Below are 14,605 nucleotides of genomic sequence, written 5' to 3'. Positions count from 1 at the left end.
CCTGCCAGCCGGCAGCAACGCTGTTATGCGCGCCAGAAGCGTGGCAAGATCAGCACAAGCACTGTGAAAAGCTCGAGGCGTCCAACGAGCATTGCGGCTGACAGCAGCCACTTTGCAAGGTCTGGTAGGGTGCTAAAATTGCCTGATGGCCCGATGATATCGCCGAGTCCCGGGCCAACATTCGCGAGAGCGGTGGCCGCCCCCGAGATCGCCGTCAATGCATCAAGGCCCATTCCCATGAGCGCGATGGCGATCAGACCAATCAGAACAAAATACAGAAAAATAAAGCTCATCACGGCAGACACCACCGTTCCGTCGACGGGGTGGCTGTTATACCGCATGACAAATACACCATGCGGGTAGGCGAGCCGACGAACATGCTGGCTGACTGTCTTGATTGCGATTTGGACCCGAAAGACTTTCATGCCACAGGCGGTTGAACCGGCGCAGCCGCCTATCAGGGTCAGTACCAAGAAGACGGAAACCGCCAGCGGGCCCCATGCGCCGTAGTCGGTTGAGGCGTAGCCAGTACCGGTCATGACCGAGACAACGTTGAAGGTGGCACGGCGGAGGTCGGTGAGTGCTCCCGCTTCGGCCGTCTGCGGATTGAGAACAATCGCCAGCAAGACGCTGAAGATAAGCAACAAGATCAGGAAGACGTGAATTTGGCTGTCCTTAAGCAAGCCCATGGGCCGGCCTTGAGCCGCTTGTACGTACAAGAGGAAGGGCAGTGAGCCCAATATCATGAAGATGATAGCGACCCATTCGACGGCGCCTGAATCGAAGGCTCCGATGGAGGCGCTGCGGGTGGAAAATCCGCCCGTTGCAACGGTGGTCATGGCGTGGTTGGCGGCGTCGAAGAACTCCATTCCTGCCGCCGCGTAGGCCAGAGCGCATAGCGCCGTGAACACTGTAAATACGGCGATCAGTGACCCGGAAATCTGTGTCGCGCGCGGCAAGATCTTATCGGGGGTATCGAAGGCCTCGGTCTTGAACAGCTGCATACCTCCAACGCGGAGCATCGGCAGAATCGCTACCGCCATCACCACGACGCCGAGCCCTCCCAGCCATTGCAGCATGGAGCGCCAGACCAGGACCCCAGGTGGCAGCCCTTCAAGCTCCTCGATGACGGTTGCGCCTGTCGTGGTGATGCCACTCATCGCTTCGAAGAACGCGTCTGTGTAGCTGGTCGTGGCGCCAGACCAAAGAAGTGGCAAGGCCGCAAACGCGGGCAAGACAGTCCATGCGCCAACGGTCATCAACACCGCCTGGCGAGAGGAGAGCGTCGTCGGTCGCCCGCTTCCGGTTTGTGTGAGCCCCAGACCAACCATTACAGTGACCAGAGACCCTGCAGCAAATACGACCCAGTCATCGTTTGCTGCGGCAAGGTCAACAAGCGCGGGCAGCATCATGGCTGCGCCGAGCGTCGCTAGAAGCGCCCCGATGATCAGGAAGATAGGTCCGGTATTGAACGGGCTGGAGCGCTGCATAATGGCTAGAGCAGACCCCTGCGGACCACTACTGTGTTGTCTGTTCTTTTAGTTGAGCGTGCGATCGGCAAACGGCGCATCGAGCGAAAAAGCTGGAATATCAATGGTAAAACGTTCGCCATCGAGGGTCTCTACAGCGTAATGGCCCACCATGATACCGGTAGGGGTTTCCAGTGGACACCCCGATGTATACCGAAAGCTCTCGCCCGGATGGATAACGGGCTCTTCCCCCACGACACCAGCCCCCCGTATTTCCTGGACGCGGCCGATGCCATCGGTAATGCGCCAATACCGGGCCCGCACTTGAACCACGCTCTCGCCGCGATTGGCGATCTCAACGGAGTAGGCGAAGAAATAACGATCCGATGATGGCTCGGATTCCTCGGGTAGAAAGCGAGGTTCAACCGTTACCTGGATGTTGGCGGTCACGGCTTGATACATAGCATGTACGTCCTTGTCGTGCGTGCCAGCATCCCATGTTCAGGTGGTGCTGTCACCCTATCCAACACGTCTGATCACAAGCGAATGAGGTCAACGGTTAGATGCTTGTGTTACGAAACTCGCCGGACTATCGCGGACGCCGCGAAGGAAAAGGAGCATCGCAAATCATGCTCGACGGAAAAATGCGGGTCGTGATCGATCCCCCGCTCAATGCGTTCGGCAAGCGGCTAGCGGCTATGGGTTTGACTGCCGATGGCGTAACGCTTCTGGGCCTTGGGTTTGGTTTGCTTTGCGGTGCGTTGATTGGGCTGGGTGCTTACGGCTGGGCGCTTGTGTTTCTCATACTCAGCCGCTTGGCCGACGGCCTTGATGGCGCGGTCGCAAGGGCAACCCAAAAGACAGATCGTGGCGGCTACCTCGATATCGTGTGCGACTATGCCTTTTACGCCGCTGTCCCATTGGGATTTGCTATTGCAGATCCCGCCGCCAACGCGATTGCAGCCTGTGTTTTACTGTTCGCGTTCTACATTAATGGTGGGTCGTTTCTCGGCTACGCCATCCTCGCAGAGAAGCACCAGATGACCACCGAGCTGCGCGGCTCAAAGTCGCTGTACTTCACTGGCGGATTGGCAGAGGGCACGGAAACGATAGCAGTCTTCGCGCTGGCATGCCTTGTGCCCGCCTGGTTCCCTTGGTTGGCCTATGGCTTTGCAGCGATCACACTGATCACGGCGGTCAGTCGCATCATCATGGCGTGGCAAACGTTTGATCCCGACAGCGCTTAACCGTTGAGTGCCTCGTTGAGGTCGGTCCAAAGGTCTTCGACGTTTTCAAGGCCCACTGATAAGCGAACGAGGTTGGGTTGAATGCCCAGCCTTAGCCGTTCCGCTTCGTCAAGGCGCTGATGTGTCGTGGTCGACGGATGCGTAACCAGGCTTTTCGCATCGCCAAGATTGTTTGAGATTTTGACGATCTGCAGGCGATTGAGAAATGCGAAGGTTTCCGGCTTCTCACCGTCAACTTCGAACGCAATCAAAGTTCCGCCCCGCTCCATTTGATTGGAGGCCACTTTAAAGTCGGGATGGTCCGCTCGGTGGGGATAATATACGCGCGAAACGCGGGTATGGGCGGCCAGCCGGTCCGCAAGAGCGCTGGCAGTGTCGGTTTGCCTGTTGACCCTCAAGGAGAAGGTTTCGAGGCTCTTCAGGATCACCCAGGCATTGAACGGGGAAAGGCTCGGGCCGGTCTGACGCAAGAAGGTGTGAAGGTGGTCGTCGACCCATTTCTGGCTGGCCAGCACTGCGCCGCCCAAACATCGGCCTTGCCCATCCATGTGCTTGGTTGCGGAATAGATGACAACATCGGCTCCGAACGCCAACGGTCGTTGATACAAGGGTGTCGCAAAGACATTGTCGACGTACAGTTTTGCACCTGCATCGTGCGCAATTGCTGCGACGGCACGGAGGTCGATCACTTCGAGGGTTGGGTTCGAAGGCGTCTCCAAAAAGAAGACTTTGGTGTTTGGCCGTACCGCATTTTGCCAGGCGGACAGGTCCCGCCCATCAATAAGGGTCGTTTCTATGCCGTAACGCGGCAGAAGATCCTCGACGACGTAACGGCATGAGCCGAACAGCGCCTGTGCGGCAACGACGTGGTCACCTGCCGACAAAGAACACAGCATGGCCGCCGTCACCGCTGCCATGCCCGAAGCCATGGTTCGGCACGCCTCGGCGCCCTCCAGAACGGCCAAGCGATCCTCCAGCATTTTCACGGTTGGGTTGGAAAACCTTGAGTAGATGAAGCCCGGGTCGGAGCCGTCAAACCGAGCTTCAGCTTCTTCGGCGGAGGCGTAGACGAAGCTTTGGGTGAGAAACAGAGCCTCGGACGTCTCGCCAAAAGCTGTCCGCAAGCTGCCGCCATGAACCAATGCGGTGTCGGGGTGGAGAGGTCGGGTCACTAGCTTTGATCGTTCGCTGGCACTTAAGCGTTTTTTGAAGAGCCTGATGGTGGTATCACAGGCGTTACGTTCGTCAAGACGAACAACTGTCCGCTATATAGAACGATCTGACCGGCCTGCTCCCCTCGCAACGGTTCGATAAGGCCTGTGAACGGCTAGCCGTGATTGCTTGCGTATCGGGTTCCTTTTCGCCTACTCGCTCGAAGACTGCAGGAGGCAAAGTCGTGCCAGAACCGTTACCGCCGTTTGGACCGCATGATGGCATTTTGCCTGATAGTGATATCCAAGCTCTTGTGTCCGCTGGTCGGATCACGCACGCCACACCGCTCGACGACGACCAGGTTCAACCGGCCAGTCTCGATCTGCGACTGGGTAAGACGGCCCACCGCATCAAGGCTAGCTTTCTGCCGGGCGCTAGCCGGACCGTTGCCGAAAGGCTCGAGACGCTCGCCCTGCACACGATGTCTCTTGAAGGGGGGGCTGTCCTCGAAGCCGGGTGCATTTACCTTGTTGAGTTGCAGGAGAGCCTCGATCTGCCGCCTGAGGTGAAGGGGACGACTAACCCTAAAAGCTCGACCGGGCGTCTCGACATCTTCACCCGAGTGATCACCGACAAGGGGACTGTTTTCGATCAGGTGCCCGGCGGTTACACCGGCCCGCTCTATCTCGAAGTTGCCCCGCAAAGCTTCCCAATTCTGGTGACACCTGGTTCGCGCCTATCGCAGCTACGGTTCCGGTGCGGAAACGAGGTTCTGTCCGACAAGGAGCTCAGGAGTCTTCACGGCCGGCTTGGCCTTGTAAGCGGAGCTGAGCCGCTTTTCCATAACGGTCTCACGGTATCCATCGATCTTAAGGGGGACGAAAACGGTCTTATCGGCTACCGGGCACGACGGCCGGGCGGTTTGGTTCGCGTGGATGATGAGGCAGTCCTTGACCGTGAAGATTATTGGGAGCCACTGTTTGCCAGTCCCTCTGGCACGCTGATCTTCGATCCTGCGGCCTTCTATATTCTCGTCAGCCGTGAGGCTGTTCATGTGCCGGCCGACTATGCAGCGGAGATGGTTCCCTTTGATCCATTGGTCGGCGAGTTTCGCGTGCATTATGCAGGGTTTTTTGATCCAGGGTTTGGTGCCCCGGAGGCTGGAGGAACGGGCGCCAGAGCGGTGCTTGAAGTTCGATCGCATGAGGTCCCGTTTCTGGTTGAGCACGGCCAAACGATCGGGCGATTGGTTTTCGAGCCCATGCGAAACAGGCCCACGCAGCTGTACGGTGCAGGCGGGCGTTCGAACTACCAGGCGCAAGGCCTGAAGCTGTCCAAACATTTCCGAAGCTAACGGTTGCCGAATTCCTTGAGTGTGGTGATCTCGGCCCGCAGTGCCTTCACTTCGTCGAGGATGAGTTTTTGCTGGTCGCCGAGATTGGCGCGCTCCTCTTCAGCTGTTGCCTCATGCTCAGCCTGCATCGCCGACACGATGATACCGATGAAAAGGTTCAGCACTGTGAAAGTGGTGCACAAAATGAAGGGCAGGAAAAACAACCACGCAAACGGGTGAACCTCCATCACGGGTCGGACAATTCCCATCGACCAGCTTTCAAGGGTCATGATCTGGAACAGAGAATAGGCCGAGGCGCCGAGGTTGCCGAACCATTCGACCATCTGTTCGCAGCGACCTGCAACGGCCTCGCACGCGCCTTCGCCGGCACCGTAAAGCTTTGTTGCTACGACGGAAAACACGTAAAAGATGATACCCAGAAGCGCCATGATCGAGCCCATGCCCGGCAGCGCTGAGATCAGTCCGCCGACAACCCGGCGAAGCGATGGCACCATGGAAACCAAACGCAAGACGCGCAAGATGCGTAACGCTCGCAAGACCGACAAGTTGCCGGTTGCCGGCATAAGCGCAACGCCGACGATGACGAAGTCAAAAACCCGCCATGGATCGTGGAAAAACCTTGTCCGATAGACGTAAAAGCGCAGCAGCAGTTCAACGACAAAGATCACCAGGACCGCGCGATCTATGGCAATCAGCAAGCCACCGAAGTTTCGCATGGCCCAGTCCGATGTTTCTAGCCCCAAGGTGATCGCGTTGAGAACAATGAGCGTGGTGATCGCGATCTCAAACCTTCGCGACGTCAGCAAAGCTTCAATGCGTTCGCGCATGGATCGGGCCCTGTTCGTGGGGAAACATTTTCGGGCTGGTTATGGTGAGCGTGAAGCGCCGGTGCAAGGTGTCGCGACAGCGTTGGGCGCTTGATCTGATGATGGCGCTCTGACACATAGCTCGCAAGAGCGGGTGTAGCTCAATGGCAGAGCAGGAGCTTCCCAAGCTTAAGACGAGGGTTCGATTCCCTTCACCCGCTCCAATCCCGACCGTCCGTATACGCCGATCAGATGTCAGGGACCGGTGGGGCCGTTTCGCTATTCGGCGGTCTGAAAGTGCGGCTGCGTCGCCCATTTCGCCGTTGGATCATCCTCGATTTCGGCGGATTGCTTGGCTGGCGTGTGCGGTGTCTTATGCCAATGGTGTGGTCGCCAAATCAGCTCCCAGAGCGCCAGGTAGCCCGCAGCGGACATCAGCAACCAGTAGACGGGAATTTGGACGGTCACCCACGGTGATGCGTTTGGTAGCCCGCGCCTGAGACCGCCCGCCCAAATAAGTGCACCAGCCGCAACGTAGCCGAGCAAAAAGTTGGCGCAAGCCAAGCCGTACAAGAGGGTCTCGAGGCTGTCCGCAGCTGGAGGCGCGCGCACCAATTCGATGGTCGACCAGACGATTGCTGCAAAGAAAAAGGGGTGAATGAGCATCGAGACAAGCACTGCGAGCAAGGTCAACTGAAAGGCCGTAAAGCCCTTCGGACCGAGGTCACGGAGCAGGGCAAGGGGGCTGCGCATATGGACAAGCCACGTTTGCCACCATCCCTTGAACCACCGCGAGCGTTGCCGCAGCCACGGAACGAAATGTCGCGGTGCATCTTCCCGCGTTGTCGACCAAATCGTCGCGGTCGCATAACCATGCCGGGCCAACCGGATGCCAAGGTCGGCATCTTCGGTGACGTTATAGGGGTCCCAGCCACCCGCCTTCACCAAGGCGCTCCGCAAGAAGTGCGGTATTATGTATGAAACGCACCAAGTATGCGGACGAACATAATCGCACTTAGTGCTAGTGTCAGCACATGCGCTACAGCCGAACAGAGACCTTCGAACACACCATATCGGGCCTGCTTACCAAGCGTGCCGATCTCTTAGGCGAAGCGGAATCGCTCAGAGACCGCATAGCAGCCATCAAAAACGATCTCGACGCTCTAGACCGCACCTTGAACACCTTGGGCTATGAGGGCGACCTAGACGCCATGATGCCCCGTCAGAAGCGTCATGTGGTGTTTGGCAGGGGTGAACTGTTTCGAGCCTGCATGTCGGTACTCAGAGACGCAGACGGCCCTATGACAAGCCGTCAGATCGCGCAGGATATAGTGTCTTTATCGGGTCAGGACGCGCGGGACCGAAGGTACATCAACGATCTGGTGAAGCGCGTCGGAAAGTGTCTCAGACAAAGCAATGCCGCCCGCAAGGGTGCGGACGGCAAGGGCAATGTTGTGTGGTCGGTGGCCTAGGCCTCAGCCACGCTTTCGGTATCGCGCTCAAGCACTTCAAGTGCTTGGGGATATTCCTCAATGATCTTCAAGAGCATCCGCGCGGGCTTTTCGGGCACGCGTCGCCCCTGCTCCCAATTACGAACAGTGGCAAGAGAAAACCCGAAAGCAAAAGCAAAACCCTGTTGAGACATGCCAAGGCCCTGACGAATGGCTTTGACATCCACGTTTTCAGGTACACGCACGACGCGCATACGCGCCGTTGCGTCGCCCCTTGAGACGTCAAGAGCCTCTTGCAGGCCGTCTATGATTTTTGAAGCAGACATAGCTTTCCCTTAAGCGCAGCTTGCGCTGTTCGTGGCCTCGATAAGTTCCTCCCACTTGCGGCGGTGCTCCGCCTTTAGACTGTTCACCAGGTCTCGCATTTGTTTCTCCTCCCGCTTTGTTGGACGTAGTTTCTCGCCCTTGCTGTAAACCGCCAAAAGAAACAGTGGCATGTTTAGGTCATGAAAGAAGTAGATGACCCGCATTCCCCGCGACTTGCCCTTGCCCCGTAAATTCCAACGCAGCTTCCTTATGCCGTTTGTGTTTGGCATGACGACGCCGGACTCAGGATTGTGGGCAATGAAGTCCACAAGCGCGTTGACCTCATCTTCGCCTAACAGCTTTTCGAGTTGTCTACTGACACCCTTTAGTTCTGCAACTGTGATAGGGTAGCCGCAGTCACCTCGGTTAAGTTGCACGATCTTCATTACGCCATCCCAGCCGTCGGTCCTCGTTACGGTTGGTACGCCAATGGCGTATATGTGTCAACGAATTCGTAAAGAAAGTGTTCCTACCGCTGCCAATATCCTTTCCAGTCACGGCTTACTGGCGCTGCCATTGCACCCGCAACTATCGTCATCGCGTTGCTGCCGTTGTCACAGCGGCGATGATCTTCAAGCCATGCGGCATGGTTCGCGTACTGGTACAGATAACGCGGTGACACATGGTGGTGTTGACCCGTCACCATACGACGCAAACGCGCGAAATAGCTTTCAACCCAATTCGTATGCTTGCCGTGGTCGCTGTACGCTGCGGAGTGATTGACGCGGTCAACATCCCAGCCCGCGTGCAACATGTCCCAGTGCGATGCTTCATCCGCTGACATGGTGGCCATGCGGTCAACGTGCATCTTTGCAAGGTCAACGCCTTCGGCTTCTGACTTGGTGATGAAGGGCAGCGTGCGTCCTAGGCGTTCACGGAACGCGACGACAACACGACGCTTGCCGGTCTGGTGGCGTTTCAAGCGGCGATCAACGCGCTTCTCTGCAACGTTGTGCGGGCGAATATGACCGCCGAAGTATGCACCGTCCACCTCAACATGGCCTTCCATGGCTTCACCGGTGTGCACGTCACGGCCCAGCACTTCACGCAGCTTGTGAGCCAGCACGAATGCCGTCTTGTACTGGCAATCCAGGTCACGGCTCAACTGCAACGCAGACAGGCCCTTGACCGCATTGACAAAGATGCAGATCGCGCCAAGCAGATCGGTGAAGTCCATCTTGCGGCTGGCAAAGATGGTGCCCGAAGTCACGCTGAATTGGGCGTGGCAGGCCTTGCACTTGAACTTGCGGCGCGTGGTGATGTCATAGGCTTCACAGTGACCACACTTAGGGCAGACGGGCTCACCAGCTGTCTCCGGCCACCGTAGGCGCTTGAACGTCTCATAGGCCTTATCTTCGCCACCCTTGTAGATGTCTTTGAGGGACAAGGTGCGGGCTTGGGCCGAAAGAAGGAAGTGCTGCGCCATTTGTCATTATCTCCGATACGTATGTATCGTAGATAGTACGTTGACGCACTAGATACAAGGGCATATGTAATCATTTGCGATACTTTTTGCGTCACAGGTGATATATGCCCGAACGAACAGACTGGGAGGCCAAGGCAGCGAACCTCCTTAAGGCTGAGTTAAAACGCGAAGGCGTGACCTATGCGCAACTAGCTCAGAAACTCTCTGAGCTTGGTATTGACGAGAAAGAGGCCAACATCCGTAATAAGTTATCGAGGGGTAAGTTTAGCGCGGCGTTTCTTCTGCAGTGCGCAAAAGCCATAGATATCGATAGTTTACGCGTAGCTTAACGGTTCCTTATTAGCGCAGAGATAATATATTAGGTGCCGAAGACATCGAAAATGCACGGGTAGCTTCATGCAGAGCGAAACTTATAAACAAAAAATTGACCGCATGATCCGGGAGTCAACTGGTGAGATCATACTGAATGGCACGCATGAGCATGCGGCTATCATTCTAGAGCGAATGTTTGCACACGCCTCGGAAAGCGTACGCATACTCACGCGAAAGTTTGATCCGCGTACCTATTGTGTGCCTGAAACCGTTGCGGCTGCACGTAGCATGCTTACGGACCGCAAGCTTTCCATAATGGTACTGGTAGAGGAAATCGACTCAATCAATAGCGAGCACAACCCTTATCTTGGCGAATTCAGAAAGCTTGAAAATTTTCAGATAAAAGAGGTGGCTGACCAACTGAAATCGCCGGTTGATGTTAATTTTGCCTTGATGGATGAGCGAGGCTATCGCTTTGAGCGCGATCAAAGCGGTGCAACGGCAGTTGTGTCTTTTGGCGAAAAGACCTTGACACATAGGCTTAAGCGTCTTTTCGATGACGTTTGGGTAACCTCAAATGATCTTAGGTTGCTTGCTGTCTAGACCATGCCAAAGGTTCAAGAATTTTGCTGTCTTCTTTGGAGCCGTTATTTGGCTTGGCGTTAGCTTTTAATCTCGCTTACCTGAACCTCCCAATATTTAGCTTCATATCTGTGATAAGCAGGGAAGTGAAGGAATGCCTCAATGAGGTGCCGGAAGGTGCGCGAGACAGTGTCGCCGATACTCCCTGGTATAAAGACGCGGTAGAAATTTCCAAAATATATACGCTCAGGTCGATTGACCTAAAGAGCCCATCGGTAAATTGGGTTAAATTTAAGTCACCGATAAACTCTCTTATATTTAATGTATTATTCCAATACCGGGTCGGGCGCATTCTCTCGTGCGTTGCAGTGGCATACTGCTGCTTGGGTCTCACGCTAGGAGTATATGGTGATATTGGGGGGAGTAATCCTGCGATGCAAACCCTTATATCGCTCTACGGGATACCGTTTTCGGCAGCGGTGTTAGGATTGTTGTGGCCAATACTTGTGGTAACATCGGGCGCGTGGGTACGGTATAGTACCATGAAAGAGTTGATGTATAATTTGCGGGACCTAGGTCTTAACGAGTTAAACGCTGCTGACAATGCACTCAGTCAAGTTGAGGCGGAAGTGAAAAGCGCGCAATCCAAAAAGTGAATTACCCCTTGGTGCGTTTGCTACCTAATACCGAAGAAGTGGTTCGAGGTGCCGCCAAGGGGCAGCGGCAGCCCCAGATTTGAAAGCACGGGCAGAAGCGCATCAAAAAGCGCGACATATTCGAGTTGGAAGTGACGGGCGAGGAAGCCGTCTCGTTTATTTGTGACGTGTAGCGCCGCCTGCAGGCAGCCAAGTGGTCGCATGCTCGGCCTGCTGACCTTTCTCGCGTCATAGGCACGGTAGGCGGCTACGGCGCGCCGAAGTTGATCGGGATCGGGCCGGTCTTCGGCGTCGAAGACCGCAACAAACCGGCCACGGGTCAGCGGCAAGTCGAAGTTGAGCGCCTTGGGCTTCGTTCTTGGATGACCATTGGGAACTGTTATGACAGCGATGTGATCTGGCAGCGTGCATTGCTTCAATGCGGCGCGCGTTTCAACATCGCACTCTTCGGTGAGAATCTGGATATCCAACAAGTCTGCCGGGTAATCGAGAGCCAGCAGTTCCCGAACCAGCTGTGGGACCACTACAGCTTCGTCGTAAACCGCAACAAGCACTGAGTATGGCGGCAAGTCGCTATCGGCGATGCGCGTATTTGGTCCATCAGGTGCGGGACTGGATCGCACGCACGCAAACAGCCGGAGGATCGACAGCATGAAGTAGAGGCCACCGAATAGGATCGCTACTGTCGAAAAGAAACTGCTGGCGTTTGCCGTAACCCAAACGAACGCGCAGGTCAGCAAGAGTGCTATGAAGGCGAATTGTGAAACGGTGAGCGTTCTGCGCGCGCTCATTTGAGGTTGCTTGTCGGCAAGCGCGTCGCAGGCAAACCGCATCAGCGCGGGCTCAAGGCATTTCGCCCAGAGGGGTTGGATAACGTTGCGCGGCGCCAGAACAACGTTCGCCGAAGCATTCGGGTAACGCTCCTCGAGACGTGCGACCATGCTGCGAGAGCGCGGTGTATCTGCATACATCATCGCGCGGTCGCCATTGGCGTTTCTCACTGAAACGAATGGTGCGCTGCCGACGAGACCTTCAGTTGAGCACGGGTATTTAGACGGCAAATATGGGACCCACTTATCAACATCGCACCGCTTTACCCAATATCCGTGATGCTTAGGATCGCCGGACTGTTTCCCTGGCAACGTTGATCTACGCGGCTTAAATTGAATACAAGAGGTCACAAAATAAGAGTGAATGAATTATAGCGACAGGTCAATAAAATCAGAATTTATTGAAGAAAATATACGATTATTATCATAAGATAAAAGTAATATATCAAGTATTTACGTAAGTAATATTGCTTGCTCATAGGGCTTGGGACCACGAAAATTGACCGTTATAAGCGGCATGAAACGGCCGGAAGCGCCGGTCCTTAATTTGGGTCTCTCATGAACAAGCCCCTGTTTTTCTTGGCTATCTTGATACCGGTCGTAGCATGTCTGCTTGTTGGCCACACGGTGTCTTCGCACGCGCAGGTCCTCAATCCCTCGCAGAGTGCACAACAACAGAGCCAGGGCGCGGGTTTGTCGGGACTGCGCTTCATCAATCCGCGCAGCCGGATTGCGTTACCGGAACCGATGCCCGGCCCAGTCTTGCGGTTCGTGATAGCCGACGATTTTCCACCCTTCGCATTTATCGACGGGGAAGGTCGCTTGGTCGGGCTTCACGTTGATCTGGTCAGGCGTCTTTGTGATGTCCTGGAACTTGCCTGCACCGTTCAAGCGCGACGGTTTGATCAGGTGCTGTCAGCCGTGGAGACCGACCCGGTCAACCTGGTACTTGTCGCTGGGTTGTCCGTTTCGGAGGAACTGGCGCAATCCATCAGCTTTTCGCTTCCCTACTTCCGTTTCGCTGGCCGTTTTGCGTCGTTACGCGCCGCAAACACAAACAGCATCGCGGACGGCTGGGTTGAACGGGCTCAGATCGGGGTTATCGAAGGTACGGCACACAACGCGTTCTTGCAGTCTGCCTACCGGCGCGCAAACATCACCAGCTTTCCCACCGCGACCGCTATGTTCCAGGCCTTGCGACGCGGCGATGTCAGTCATGTTTTCGGGGATGGTGCAGATCTGGCTTTTTGGCTTGCGGGATCACGTTCGGGGGATTGCTGCCAATTTGTTGGGGAGCCGCTGTTCTCCAATCGGTACTTCGGCGAGGGGCTCACAATGGCCGTGCCACGTGGCCAGCCTGAACTCATTCAGGCGATTAATGCGGGGCTGGCCCGTCTTGAGAACTCCGGCGAGTTGGAAACCATCATCCTGACTGCGTTTCCTCTTGACCCGCTGGGTTTGAATTAAGGCCCCGCCGCGCGGTCTGCTGGGTAATGTTGGCAATGGCAGTCTCGTCCAGCTTTGCATGCGACTGAAACGGTAGCAGCAGGCTCCAAAGCAGGCCCGTTGGGCGCGGATCCTGGTGCTCGGCAAGACCGATCACCAAGCCTGCTTGCCCCTTCTCGGGCTCGACCGTGTAAACGCCGAAGAGACGATCCCAGATCGACAGGTTGAAGCCGTAATTCGTGTTTGTTTCGCGCTCGATGATCGAGTGATGAATACGGTGCATGTCGGGCGTCACGACGAACTGCCGAATGATCTTGTCCAACCAGTTTGGAACTCTGACATTCGAGTGATTGAACATCGCCATGCCATTCAAGATGATCTCGAAGATCAAAACGGCGATCGCTGGCGCCCCGAGGATCGCAACTACAGCGCCCTTCCAAACCATGGAGATGATGATCTCCAACGGGTGAAATCTCAGCGCGCTGGTCACATCAAGGTCGACATCAGCATGATGGACCTTGTGAATGCGCCACAACCATTGCCAGTGATGTGAGGCGACATGCTCGAGCCAAACCACAAAATCCAGGACCACAATGCAGATGATGGCAGCAAATACGAGCGGCACATCAAAGGTGTTGAACAGGCCAAAATTTGCCGTCTCGGCCCACAGTGCGACACCGACTGCAGCGGTGGGGAAAACGATCCGCAGGACGATCGCGTCAACGATTAGCATGCCCCAGTTCGTCACCCAGCGTCGGGCGCGGGCTGGATACCGGTCACGACGCGGCAGCAGCTGCTCGAACACAGCCATTGCTGCGAAGATGCTTACAAAAGCCGCTAGGCGTACTGATGCTTCAGAGAATTCCGGCACGTTTGCTCTCTCCTTTGGTCCTGCAACACTCCGTAGACCAAGCAGGTGTAACCGTCAGTTCAAAGCCTCGTGAGCAAACCCTCAATTGCCGTTAGCGCTGCAATTTGCCGCGGTTGGTGAGGCCGGACCTTCTGAACGGTATGTCATGCGCTTGCGCTAGAGGCGTACAACTCGAGAAAAGGCTCAGGCGCCTCGATATCGAGCCATGGCAGAGCGTTCGATGGCCGCGACGGTGAGTTTATCGAGACCGAGTGTATCGCGTATGATTTGCAGCATGCGCAGCTCTTCCTGCTCAAGCGACAAGTCGGCTGCCGCAACCTCGACACCGCACGCATAGGCGGTATCGCGCAGGCGATCGGGAACGGCGCTCGCGACCGCGGAAAGAACCGACTTCAGGCCCTCATCTTCGGAAAGCGCGTGGCTGGCTGTTTCGACCGTCAGCATCAACCGCTCCTCGGAGTAGCCTTCAAAGACCGGGAATGAGGAAACAACCTGGCCGATTTTCGAGAGCTCCTGATCGTTCATCGATCGGTCGGAAGCCGATACCATGACCATAAGCATGATAAGCGCATCCTGGGCAGATATGTCGGACATTGGTTTCCCTTAATCAGCAGCGTGGTGCGGGTGTTGATTGATC

The 14,605-nt window shown here is 55.9% G+C and carries 17 protein-coding genes and 1 tRNA gene; 7 read left to right on the top strand and 11 right to left on the bottom strand.

All coding sequences use genetic code 11. The features are described 5' to 3' along the window. Positions 1-23 precede the first annotated feature (23 nt). The gene (locus AAF739_02745) at positions 24-1,490 is read right to left on the bottom strand and encodes a TrkH family potassium uptake protein (GenBank protein ID MEM6381566.1); all 1,467 of its coding nucleotides are present in this window, start codon (positions 1,488-1,490) and stop codon (positions 24-26) included. 48 nt (positions 1,491-1,538) lie between these two features. Continuing rightward, complete coding sequence (gene apaG, locus AAF739_02740) at positions 1,539-1,931, bottom strand: Co2+/Mg2+ efflux protein ApaG (GenBank protein ID MEM6381565.1); 393 nt, start codon at positions 1,929-1,931, stop codon at positions 1,539-1,541. A 167-nt stretch (positions 1,932-2,098) separates the two neighbouring features. Between apaG and AAF739_02735 the strand changes: the two genes are divergently transcribed. Then, a complete protein-coding gene (locus tag AAF739_02735; protein MEM6381564.1) occupies positions 2,099-2,716 on the top strand; it encodes a CDP-alcohol phosphatidyltransferase family protein in 618 nt (205 codons plus the stop codon). Here AAF739_02735 and metZ read toward each other — a convergent pair. Next, positions 2,713-3,888: an O-succinylhomoserine sulfhydrylase gene (gene metZ, locus AAF739_02730; protein MEM6381563.1), complete on the bottom strand. Its 1,176-nt coding sequence runs from the start codon at positions 3,886-3,888 to the stop codon at positions 2,713-2,715. The two genes, AAF739_02735 and metZ, sit on opposite strands and share 4 nt — an antisense overlap. A 224-nt stretch (positions 3,889-4,112) precedes the next feature. On the opposite strand from metZ, the gene AAF739_02725 reads away from it, so the two are divergent. Beyond that, positions 4,113-5,222, top strand: a complete 1,110-nt coding sequence (locus AAF739_02725) for a 2'-deoxycytidine 5'-triphosphate deaminase (GenBank protein MEM6381562.1) — start codon at positions 4,113-4,115, stop codon at positions 5,220-5,222. Here AAF739_02725 and AAF739_02720 read toward each other — a convergent pair. Then, positions 5,219-6,049, bottom strand: coding sequence for an ion transporter (locus AAF739_02720; GenBank protein ID MEM6381561.1), 831 nt, complete (start codon positions 6,047-6,049; stop codon positions 5,219-5,221). The two genes, AAF739_02725 and AAF739_02720, sit on opposite strands and share 4 nt — an antisense overlap. Before the next feature lie 129 nt (positions 6,050-6,178). Between AAF739_02720 and AAF739_02715 the strand changes: the two genes are divergently transcribed. After that, positions 6,179-6,252 (top strand) — tRNA-Gly (locus AAF739_02715). A 55-nt stretch (positions 6,253-6,307) separates the two neighbouring features. Here AAF739_02715 and AAF739_02710 read toward each other — a convergent pair. Next, a complete protein-coding gene (locus tag AAF739_02710) occupies positions 6,308-6,973 on the bottom strand; it encodes a glycosyltransferase (GenBank protein ID MEM6381560.1) in 666 nt (221 codons plus the stop codon). Positions 6,974-7,062: 89 nt separating this feature from the next. On the opposite strand from AAF739_02710, the gene AAF739_02705 reads away from it, so the two are divergent. Beyond that, positions 7,063-7,500: a hypothetical protein gene (locus AAF739_02705; protein MEM6381559.1), complete on the top strand. Its 438-nt coding sequence runs from the start codon at positions 7,063-7,065 to the stop codon at positions 7,498-7,500. Here the strand turns inward: AAF739_02705 and AAF739_02700 are convergent. The 3 genes from AAF739_02700 to AAF739_02690 form a co-directional block, all read right to left on the bottom strand. Beyond that, the gene (locus tag AAF739_02700; protein MEM6381558.1) at positions 7,497-7,805 is read right to left on the bottom strand and encodes a helix-turn-helix domain-containing protein; all 309 of its coding nucleotides are present in this window, start codon (positions 7,803-7,805) and stop codon (positions 7,497-7,499) included. The two genes, AAF739_02705 and AAF739_02700, sit on opposite strands and share 4 nt — an antisense overlap. Positions 7,806-7,814: 9 nt before the next feature. Then, entirely contained in the window at positions 7,815-8,231 is a 417-nt protein-coding gene (locus AAF739_02695) for an addiction module toxin RelE (protein ID MEM6381557.1), read from the bottom strand. Positions 8,232-8,314: 83 nt separating this feature from the next. Further along, a complete protein-coding gene (locus AAF739_02690; GenBank protein MEM6381556.1) occupies positions 8,315-9,271 on the bottom strand; it encodes an IS1595 family transposase in 957 nt (318 codons plus the stop codon). Positions 9,272-9,375: 104 nt separating this feature from the next. Between AAF739_02690 and AAF739_02685 the strand changes: the two genes are divergently transcribed. Then, complete coding sequence (locus AAF739_02685) at positions 9,376-9,600, top strand: DUF6471 domain-containing protein (protein ID MEM6381555.1); 225 nt, start codon at positions 9,376-9,378, stop codon at positions 9,598-9,600. Positions 9,601-9,667: 67 nt separating this feature from the next. Next, the gene (locus tag AAF739_02680) at positions 9,668-10,186 is read left to right on the top strand and encodes a hypothetical protein (protein MEM6381554.1); all 519 of its coding nucleotides are present in this window, start codon (positions 9,668-9,670) and stop codon (positions 10,184-10,186) included. Positions 10,187-10,841: 655 nt separating this feature from the next. On the opposite strand, the gene AAF739_02675 is transcribed toward AAF739_02680, so the two are convergent. Then, the gene (locus AAF739_02675; protein MEM6381553.1) at positions 10,842-11,795 is read right to left on the bottom strand and encodes a glycosyltransferase; all 954 of its coding nucleotides are present in this window, start codon (positions 11,793-11,795) and stop codon (positions 10,842-10,844) included. Positions 11,796-12,209: 414 nt separating this feature from the next. Between AAF739_02675 and AAF739_02670 the strand changes: the two genes are divergently transcribed. Further along, positions 12,210-13,118 (top strand): transporter substrate-binding domain-containing protein, encoded by a 909-nt coding sequence (locus AAF739_02670; GenBank protein ID MEM6381552.1) that lies wholly within the window; start codon positions 12,210-12,212, stop codon positions 13,116-13,118. On the opposite strand, the gene AAF739_02665 is transcribed toward AAF739_02670, so the two are convergent. Together AAF739_02665 and AAF739_02660 are read right to left on the bottom strand one after the other, a co-directional pair. Further along, the gene (locus tag AAF739_02665) at positions 13,075-13,968 is read right to left on the bottom strand and encodes a sterol desaturase family protein (protein MEM6381551.1); all 894 of its coding nucleotides are present in this window, start codon (positions 13,966-13,968) and stop codon (positions 13,075-13,077) included. The genes AAF739_02670 and AAF739_02665 overlap by 44 nt on opposite strands. A 183-nt stretch (positions 13,969-14,151) precedes the next feature. Beyond that, entirely contained in the window at positions 14,152-14,562 is a 411-nt protein-coding gene (locus AAF739_02660; GenBank protein ID MEM6381550.1) for a tellurite resistance TerB family protein, read from the bottom strand. Positions 14,563-14,605 lie beyond the last annotated feature (43 nt).

It is taken from the genome of Pseudomonadota bacterium (assembly GCA_039024915.1).
Lineage (GTDB): Bacteria > Pseudomonadota > Alphaproteobacteria > Rhizobiales > MH13 > MH13.
This window is presented reverse-complemented; position numbering and strand designations above follow the sequence as displayed.

Bases quoted from the DNA above. Each gene is read 5' to 3' on its own strand.
- AAF739_02745 (MEM6381566.1), bottom strand. From the start codon at position 1,490: ATGCAGCGCTCCAGCCCGTTCAATACCGGACCTATCTTCCTGATCATC.
- apaG (MEM6381565.1), bottom strand. From the start codon at position 1,931: ATGTATCAAGCCGTGACCGCCAACATCCAGGTAACGGTTGAACCTCGC.
- AAF739_02735 (MEM6381564.1), top strand. From the start codon at position 2,099: ATGCTCGACGGAAAAATGCGGGTCGTGATCGATCCCCCGCTCAATGCG.
- AAF739_02720 (MEM6381561.1), bottom strand. From the start codon at position 6,049: ATGCGCGAACGCATTGAAGCTTTGCTGACGTCGCGAAGGTTTGAGATC.
- AAF739_02705 (MEM6381559.1), top strand. From the start codon at position 7,063: ATGCGCTACAGCCGAACAGAGACCTTCGAACACACCATATCGGGCCTG.
- AAF739_02700 (MEM6381558.1), bottom strand. From the start codon at position 7,805: ATGTCTGCTTCAAAAATCATAGACGGCCTGCAAGAGGCTCTTGACGTC.
- AAF739_02695 (MEM6381557.1), bottom strand. From the start codon at position 8,231: ATGAAGATCGTGCAACTTAACCGAGGTGACTGCGGCTACCCTATCACA.
- AAF739_02690 (MEM6381556.1), bottom strand. From the start codon at position 9,271: ATGGCGCAGCACTTCCTTCTTTCGGCCCAAGCCCGCACCTTGTCCCTC.
- AAF739_02685 (MEM6381555.1), top strand. From the start codon at position 9,376: ATGCCCGAACGAACAGACTGGGAGGCCAAGGCAGCGAACCTCCTTAAG.
- AAF739_02680 (MEM6381554.1), top strand. From the start codon at position 9,668: ATGCAGAGCGAAACTTATAAACAAAAAATTGACCGCATGATCCGGGAG.
- AAF739_02675 (MEM6381553.1), bottom strand. From the start codon at position 11,795: ATGATGTATGCAGATACACCGCGCTCTCGCAGCATGGTCGCACGTCTC.
- AAF739_02670 (MEM6381552.1), top strand. From the start codon at position 12,210: ATGAACAAGCCCCTGTTTTTCTTGGCTATCTTGATACCGGTCGTAGCA.
- AAF739_02660 (MEM6381550.1), bottom strand. From the start codon at position 14,562: ATGTCCGACATATCTGCCCAGGATGCGCTTATCATGCTTATGGTCATG.